This is a genomic window from Lysinibacillus sp. GbtcB16 (assembly GCF_019091145.1).
In the GTDB taxonomy this organism is placed as follows: domain Bacteria; phylum Bacillota; class Bacilli; order Bacillales_A; family Planococcaceae; genus Lysinibacillus; species Lysinibacillus fusiformis.
Genome location: NZ_JAGXJV010000712.1, coordinates 1 through 248 on the forward strand (window position 1 = coordinate 1; position 248 = coordinate 248).

Genomic DNA, 248 nt, shown 5'->3' on the forward strand with positions numbered 1-248 from the left:
GTCCTGCCTATTGTGAAGAATACGCCGGTATTGGCTGGGGTTTGCGGTACAGATCCGTTCCGTTTAATGGATGTCTATCTGAAGCAGCTCAAGGAAATGGGTTTCTCAGGTGTGCAAAATTTTCCTACCGTAGGCTTAATAGACGGTACTTTCAGGCAAAACCTGGAGGAAACGGGGATGGGCTATCATCTGGAGGTTGAGATGATCCGTAAAGCGCATGAATTGGATTTATTGACAACGCCTTATGT

General features: G+C 46.4%; 1 protein-coding gene. It reads left to right on the forward strand.

Annotated features, from left to right (window positions below; genetic code table 11):
* The coding region (locus tag KVT27_RS25680) for a phosphoenolpyruvate hydrolase family protein (RefSeq protein ID WP_217582285.1) at window positions 1–248 on the forward strand (248 nt) is incomplete at both ends.